Genomic DNA, 7,800 nt, shown 5'->3' on the forward strand with positions numbered 1-7,800 from the left:
TCAATGGCAAACAAGGATGGGCTTATAGCGATCTGGGAGGAGCTTCGGCATAGGCTTTCGGGTTGACCGGCTGCCATGAGTGGCGGCCTTCCTAAGCAAACCTCGTGTTGCCATCCATGCCGGGCCCGCTCCGATCCGTGTTGGGCAGGACAGGCCTCTCCATTCGCATTCGTGCGGAATGTACCATCGGCGCAATCAACCAACGAAAGCAAAAGCTATGACGATCAACCGCACGCCACGAATCCAGAGCCGGAACGACCTTCTCCGCTCGAGCTGGCTACCGGCAAGGTGCTCGTAACGCAAGGTATCCGCAGGCTTCCCGATCCCACCCGGTCCCGCATTGCCGACGCCGTGCAGGACTTTAACAGCTTCACGCCCGACAACGATCCCCATGACAAGTACGATTTTGGGGGCGATGCTGGCTGATGGACACGAGGTGTTCTGGAAAATCAACTACTACGTCAGCGATATGATGCATGGCTCCGAAGATCCGACCGACGCGATGCAAATCGTCCGTGTCCTCGCGATCATGCTGGCCGAGGAATACTAAGCCGGGGTGTCCTGCCGCGGGTAGAGAGATGCGGCAGCGGCGGGCAAAAGAGCTATACAGAGAAAATCTATCTTTGCTCACATTGTCACGCTTCGGCCGTCTGCTCGCCGGCCTGTTCCTGTTCCTCGGCGAGAATACCGACAATCGAAAGAACCCGGTTCCTGATTCGGGGCGACAGACGCAAAATGCCTTCAATCAGTCGGCGACCGTCAGCCGTCGACAGGTATGCGATACGTTCGTCAATCTCCGCGGCTTCTTGGTGGGGAACTCCGCTGCCCGGCTCCGGCAGGCCTTCGAAAAACCGCGCCACTGGCACATGCAGGCAACTTCCTATTTCATAGAGCATCGAAGCACTGACGCGGTTTTTGCCGCTTTCGTATTTTTGCATCTGTTGAAAGCTGACGCCGACGCCCTTGCCCAACTCGTTCTGCGATAAATTGGCTTGAATTCGGAGAATGCGGATCTGTTGTCCGACGTGGCGATCGACGGGATGGATCCTCGCATCCGATGGCGACGGCCTTTGCCGCGTGAAACTAGATTCGAAGTCTGTGATATCACTCATGCCGGCTCCCTTAAGGTCGCAAAAGGGCATGATAGGGGCAACCAGACGTCTCGACTTTCAAATTTGTGATGCGATTACATATTCTTGATGCGAAATTCACGAGTTTGGCGAGTTCTGCCGCAAAGCACGTCACCCGATTGCGCCCAGCTTTGGGAGCGATTCTGTCCGTCCGCTGCGCCGCGAACGGATCGCCATTGCGCGGTTGGCTGGAACACGTCGACCTTCAAACTGACCAACGGTCTGACAAGACGATACCGACTCGCGTCGAAACGCTTTTGTCGTCCCTTTATAGAACAAGTGTCGCGCCGAAAAATGTACACAATAGGGGATCAACGCTCCCGTTTCCCATCATGTTGGGGCCGATTTCGGCTCCGACAATTGCTGCCGCTGGTCGTCATTCAAGTATATCCGCAAAGGGCCAACGGTCGCACATTCACCCTCCCCTGGACCGGCAGCGTTCAAAGTCTTGCCAGACCCCATGGGCGCAGAGAACATGGTCGGCATATCGAGGCTGGTGCCTTCGCGGCGGGAACGCGCCGTCATGCCCGAGCCATGCGGCAAGGGTATCGTGCTCTGGACGCTGCGCTATGGTGATGAGGTGCGGGATGGGGAAAACTATTTTGCCGCAATCGATGATGAAGAGCCAGAAGCGGAACTGATGCCGCTCGTGCAACAGCTCATCAAGAAACAGACTCAGCGCTGGAGCCCGAAGATGGTCGCCGATCCGATGCAGGAGACGCTGCTTGACATTATCAACACAAAGAAGAAGCAATTGAAGAAACCGTCCAAAGCCATGCCGAAGAAGAAGGCTGAAGCTTTGACGGGCAATGTCATCAACATCATGGATGCGTTGCGCAAGTCCATCGAGAACGAACGGGGTTCAGGGAAGCAATCGACGAGATGACGACAAGACGCAAAGCCTCGATGCCGCTGCTCGACGAATCCGGCTCGACCCTTCAGTCACGCCAGGTGCGAAAGCGCGATCCCGCCCAGCCAAGCCTGCCCTTCGATCCGATGCCCGAGCGCATCGAGCCGTGCCTGGCGCTTTTGAAGCCGACACCACCGAAGGGAGCCGACTGGCTGTTCGAGGTGAAATGGGACGGCTACCGTCTGGCGCTCCACATCCATCGGAAGGATGTGAAGGTCATCACTCGCGGAGGCCACGACTGGACGCACCGCTTTCCGGCAATTGTCGATGCGGCGCGTGCACTCGGGGTCAACAGCGCCATTCTCGACGGCGAAGCCGTCGTGCTTGACAATCAAGGCCGCTCCGACTTCGGGGCATTGCAGCGCTCGCTTGGTGGCCGCGGCGGCAAAAAGGCGTCAGACGAAGCGATCCTATATGCGTTCGACCTTCTCTATCTTGACGGCCACGACTTGACTGGCACCGAGCTTTCGGTGCGGCGGCATCTGCTGGAGGATCTCATTTCACCGACGAGCGACGGCGCCGTTCGCCTGTCGCAGGAGATGGCCTTGGACGGCGAGGTCCTGCTGGAGCACGCATGCCGGGCAGGGCTTGAGGGCATTATCGCCAAGCACCGCGACCGGCCATATCGCTCCGGGCGCACCGGCGATTGGCAGAAGATCAAGTGCATCCAAAGCGAGAGCTTCATGGTCGTCGGCTATGAACAGTCGTCCTCGGCACGCGGCGGCATCGGTAGCCTGCTGCTCGCCGCGCGGAAAGGTTATGATTGGGCCTATGTCGGCTCGGTCGGAACCGGCTTCAACACGAAAGATGCCGAATACCTGCGCAAGACCCTCGATAAGCTGAAGACAGCCAGGCCGGTCGTGCCGCTGAAGGGCAAGAATCTCGTCTTTGCTCAGCCGACAATTATTGCCGAAATCGAGTTCCGCGGCTGGACACATGACGGCAGCCTTCGTCACGCCTCCTACAAGGGTCTAAGGGAAATCCAGGACAACGCCGCAGTCTTCGACATTGCCGAGCGGCCTGCGCCAAGCGAATAGAGCGCTCGAGGCTTTGGGGAGTACCGCATTACCTCCGGGGGAATAGTAGCCTGGCTCTCGGATGGATGGGAGGATTACTGCCAGCAGTTGACCGCCGTATGGAGACGCGGCGACCGTAAACAGGGGCTCGTCTTTCCATAACGCGTCTGACAACATTTCCCGCGTGCCAAGGTCGAAAATCGAACGCATATATGTTTCATTGAACGGATCGGACATATCGTAGTGAAGCTGGCAATCAATAGAGGCTACATGAAGCTTGGCTTCAGTCCGACGGGCATAGCCGTATAAGGCCATCAGAGAATCCCGTTCCTGCGCCTTGACCAACATCGAATATGCCCTTGCCATCACAGGCAACGTGCTGTCCGACATATTGGAGAATTCCGGGATCAGAGCGTTATTGACGATAACATTCAGGTTGATACATCGGCAATCAGGCTCCGTAACGAATCTCTTATATGTCAGAATTGACTAAAGCGATCTGAGAGCTGCCGCTCTGAAAGAGCCTCGATATCCTAGATTATTGCCGGCGGCCGGGGACGTCTGAATGTTTCCAGGCAATGACATTTGTGAGAAATTTTGTTTCTAGATCTGGTGATGTGCGCCAGGTGAATAACGGGTTCGGCCCGATGCGATGGCGCCGGGCAACTATGCTACCCGTTACATCTGGCTCACAACTTTCCTAAGCAATGACAAGCTCTCGGCCATCGACGAGCGACGATGGCGCTCTCGGCTTGACAGTGATCGCGTTATGTATGTTCGCCCCGACCATGGGGGGTCGGAAAGCGCTCTTGGAACGAAGGGTACCTGCGTGGGAATTCAGCCCGAGCGAAATAGCAGGTGCAATTGCCCAGAGAGCTCAGTTTCTCTAGCTGGCAGATCCATCGCCCTCGATCTGTCCATTATCAATCCGCGAACACGCGTCGACATGGAACGGGTGTCAACATGCGCTTTATAACGCCGTAGTCCGATTCTTATCATAGCTGCGCCCTAGATCGTATTTCGGCAGGACGCCGAAAGCCGCACGATACTCCTGAGAGAAGCGGCCCATCTGTATAAACCCCCAGCGACGCGCGATTTCACTGACCGTCGCAGATGGCGTGGCAGTTAAAAGATCGCGACGTGCGCCATCAAGGCGGAGCTGCCTCAGATAAGCCATTGGAGTGACGTTCAAAAAACGTCGAAAATTGATCTGAAGTGCCCGCACGCTGACGCCCGCTGCCGCTGCCATGTCCGCAATCGTGATAGGCATTGCGATATGTGCTCTGGCAAACTCCAGCGCTCTTCGAAGCTGGCGAGGCGCAATGGTCTGCACCGGCGATTTCGTCTGCGAAAACGTGTGAGGCAGATTCTGCACCATCAGCAGACAGAACATCTCTTGGAAGCTCGTCAGGGCAAGGGGAGAAACCTCTAGGTTTTGATCGGCGCAGATCTCATCTCGGAAGAAACGCATGAGTTTTAAAAGAGGTGGCGTCGGTCCCGCTGTCAGGTCCTGCAGGGGAGCGAATTCGAAATCGACAGGTGGCAGGCGTTCGAAGGTGCTGATCAGAGCGGCGTTTACTGCGCTCCTTGGGATGCAGAATCCCTCCGCAACAGAGCCTGCGTGAATGTTCACCGCGGAATAGCGGTCGGCCGTCGTCAGCAGTCCCGTGCAGGGCGTGATAGCATGACTTATGCCGCCTGTTGCCAGGTCATAGCAGGTTCCATGCTCGACAAAGAACATGAAGCCATCATTCTCGATCGTGACGGAAAAGGCGCGGTCCGTTGAAGTCGATCCCGTCCAGCCCACCATCTCGCCGGCGCCATGGACACCGAATGAGAAAAGACCGCGGCTATCGCTACTGAGAGGCCGATAGAAATTGTCGTGCTTTTCACCGTTAAGCCATTCGGAGACCTCACTGGTTGTGAGCGACGTCGCCTCGAGCTTAAGCGTCAGAATTTCGGTCAACTTGCTCCACCAAATTCACTGTTTTGTCGCGCGCTTGGAGTGACGGCAAACAACTGGCCCCCTGTCAGCTTCTAATGAAAAATTGATTGACCTCAAATAGCCATTTCAGGCTATTTCGCGCATGTCTCTTCCTCGGACGAAGCTATTTGACCTTTGAGCAAGCGGGCCGCTCATGGCGCGAGCAAGACGCGTATCAGTGACGACAAACCAAGAAGCAATTCGCCAGTTTCGCTCGCCATGATCGACAGCCTCGGCGATCAGACCGTCTCGGCAACTTCGTCGCCCATCCACTGCTTGTCCTCGGCGATGATATGACAACCGACCACATATCGCCGGCAGGCCAGATATCCGCCGGCAGCGAAGCGGGCAGGCATTTGATCGTCGAGGGCAATCCTGCAGACGACCCTGAACGTCTATGCCACCCGACGCGGAAGCTGGAAAGCGATGGTCAAAGGACTTTCCCACAACGGAATGGCGGCCAACCTCCTCATCGACGGCCGATCCGCGCGCCACACGATCCATAGCGCTTAAGGCGAGGTAGGCCCGTTATGGGAGGTAGGCCAACGATATCAAAAGGCGGACTGGATACGGTGATCGTTGCAGGAGAACGCTAGGGCGCCGGCTCGTCGCGGGATTGGGCTGCAAAGGGCGCCGGTCTCTTGGGCGCCGGGGCGATCCTGATCGAGGCGAAGCTTTCTTGGCTTCCGGATCCGCAGAGCGCTGATGAGCCCCGCAAGGCCCACGCCGCCGCCTTCGCCCGCACTACCGCGGGGTCTCCGACAATTGGATTGGCCAGACGCTTCATTGTCGCGACAGCGTCGTCCTCATCCACCGTCATGAATGCGTCGGCAACACGCGCCAGTATCCGCCAGGCGACAGCGACGGCTCGTAGCATTCGGGCATCGCCACGACGTGTCGGAGACGATAATCCACTCATTGGCCTCGGCGACCCCTGCAGCCTCCTTAACGGAATCATCGTAGGTTCCGGCGACCCTGATCATCTCCGCTCCTCATCTGGCAATCAAACGCAATCCTTGGTCTGACAACATCGTCGCCAGTCGGTGGATGGAGGTTTGGACGCCGGAAACGGTCTTCGCCATCCGGCCGTCCTGCTGCGATGCTCTGTCGAAACAGAAGCTCAGCAACGTAATCGCCGCCATCAGGAGCACTGTGAGCAGAGCCGACTGGGTTATGGTGGTTGGTTCAAATGGCACGCAATAGAGCAGCATGTTGCCAAAGGCGAAGGTGAAGAGGCTCGTGCGACCGAAGAACGTTAGCGATCTCCACAGCGCGGTCGGCGCAATCGACTGGCGCAGGGTAAGCAGGACAGCGGCGGCCGTAACGGCAAAAGCACCGAGAATGCCGGCGGCGAAGTAAAGCGGATGGCTGTCCAGTCGCATGGCCATGTTCCCAAGGCCTCTCTTCGTTTCGCTATCGAGTATCCACGCGCCCGCGATGAGCGACAGTCCGGTGCCAAGGAGCACAAGCCAAGCGCGCCGAGTCATCCCTGCGGCCACACCCGAAGCCGAGCCCATCAGAATTTTCCCGAGGGCCATTCCGGATATGACAAGCGTCATGCCATGCAGGACGGAGGGGCCACCGAGCTTGGCTCCCCCTATTCCGAACAGGAACATCGCGAGACGGTCCACTTCCGTTGGCAAGCCAAATACTACGGGGCTTGGCAGCCCGCGCAAGACCGGATGAAGAATGTGAATGGCGACGGCCAGGATCAGAAGCGGAACTAGGCCCAGGCGATTGCGCGTCCATAAAAGGGCGGGAGCCACAGTCAGTGCGATTGCGTAAAACTTCAGAATGTCAGTGAATGGGGTCACCCCCAGCATGAAGATCGTCGATAGGGAAAAGAAGAACGAGTATTCCGACTTCGCGAAAAAAAGAACGACGACGGAAAGACTGTATAACAGCCAGCATTGAATGGCCCGCGACCACAGACGAGCGATCGATATACTGCGCTTGTCGGTATCAAATCGTGGTCTGTATACGACTTCAAGCATCGTTCCGAAAAGAACAATGAACGTTGGCGTTGCAAGCGCCATCATTAATTTAAGACCATCAACATAGGCTCCCTTAAAAACGTCTGCCAATTTGGACACCGCCAAGACGTGACTTCCCATAGCCAGGAAAATCGCACATGAACGAGCCACATCGATCCCAACTATCCGATTTATCTTCATATTTACTCTCATGCTCCGGCAATTCGGCGCCTTGATTTTCAGTTTCGACCTCTAATAAGCATCTCCGAAAGATCGGTAAAATTGATTGGTTGGATCGCAATGATCTAAGCAATGGATGGTGGAAGGCGTTTTGAGGGTCTTCGCGGGCAGTTTCACTCCTGTCCTTGGCGTAGCGCGACAAATCACGCCAACAGCCGGCGCGCCATTTTTCAAAACTCTCCTCTGCGAAGCGGTCCGATCGTGTCCCATGGAGTGGTGTAGCTTGATTTCATAGCCATCGGTGATTTCCGGTAGGGTCGGGTTGCTTAGAGCCAACCTGAGGGACACCACCGATGACCGACGACATGATGAACCTGCGCTCACTCGTTGAGAAGAGCGCTGATGCCGATTTGCTGCGGGAGATGATCGGCTTTGCTGCCGAGAAGCTGATGGCGCTGGAGGTCGGCACGAAGACCGGCGCGGCCTATGGCGAGAAGAATGGCTTCCGGCTGGCCCAGCGTAACGGCTATCGCGACCGGGATTGGGAGACACGGGCGGGCACCGTCGAGCTGCGCATTCCCAAGCTTCGCACCGGCAGCTACTTCCC

Annotated in this window: 7 protein-coding genes and 1 pseudogene; 5 read left to right on the forward strand and 3 right to left on the reverse strand. The window is 56.9% G+C overall.

The window, feature by feature from the left end; genetic code table 11:
- Positions 1–75 precede the first annotated feature (75 nt).
- The gene (locus K290_RS37555) at positions 76–426 is read left to right on the forward strand and encodes a DUF3768 domain-containing protein (protein WP_120764175.1); all 351 of its coding nucleotides are present in this window, start codon (positions 76–78) and stop codon (positions 424–426) included.
- The gene (locus tag K290_RS38805; RefSeq protein WP_015341978.1) at positions 392–550 is read left to right on the forward strand and encodes a DUF3768 domain-containing protein; all 159 of its coding nucleotides are present in this window, start codon (positions 392–394) and stop codon (positions 548–550) included. Before K290_RS37555 ends, K290_RS38805 begins: the two co-directional genes overlap by 35 nt.
- 85 nt (positions 551–635) lie before the next feature.
- Here the strand turns inward: K290_RS38805 and K290_RS0130645 are convergent, their stop codons facing one another.
- Positions 636–1,142 carry a helix-turn-helix domain-containing protein gene (locus K290_RS0130645; RefSeq protein WP_004120015.1) on the reverse strand — a complete coding sequence of 169 codons (507 nt, stop codon included), beginning with the start codon at positions 1,140–1,142 and terminating at the stop codon, positions 636–638.
- Between the two features lie 415 nt (positions 1,143–1,557).
- On the opposite strand from K290_RS0130645, the pseudogene K290_RS0130650 reads away from it, so the two are divergent.
- A pseudogene (locus K290_RS0130650) lies at positions 1,558–2,016 on the forward strand (Ku protein); the annotation flags it as partial.
- Complete coding sequence (ligD, locus tag K290_RS0130655) at positions 2,013–3,077, forward strand: non-homologous end-joining DNA ligase (protein WP_004120011.1); 1,065 nt, start codon at positions 2,013–2,015, stop codon at positions 3,075–3,077. The pseudogene K290_RS0130650 and the gene ligD, both read left to right, overlap by 4 nt.
- A 949-nt stretch (positions 3,078–4,026) precedes the next feature.
- Here ligD and K290_RS0130660 read toward each other — a convergent pair.
- A complete protein-coding gene (locus K290_RS0130660) occupies positions 4,027–5,022 on the reverse strand; it encodes a helix-turn-helix transcriptional regulator (RefSeq protein WP_004120008.1) in 996 nt (331 codons plus the stop codon).
- Between the two features lie 1,010 nt (positions 5,023–6,032).
- Positions 6,033–7,133: a DUF418 domain-containing protein gene (locus K290_RS39040; protein ID WP_409527727.1), complete on the reverse strand. Its 1,101-nt coding sequence runs from the start codon at positions 7,131–7,133 to the stop codon at positions 6,033–6,035.
- A gap of 413 nt (positions 7,134–7,546) precedes the next feature.
- Between K290_RS39040 and K290_RS0130680 the strand changes: the two genes are divergently transcribed.
- Positions 7,547–7,800, forward strand: a 254-nt coding sequence (locus K290_RS0130680; RefSeq protein ID WP_028751962.1) for a transposase, incomplete at its 3' end; no start/stop codon positions are given.

It is taken from the genome of Rhizobium leucaenae USDA 9039 (genome assembly GCF_000426285.1).
Classification (GTDB): domain Bacteria; phylum Pseudomonadota; class Alphaproteobacteria; order Rhizobiales; family Rhizobiaceae; genus Rhizobium; species Rhizobium leucaenae.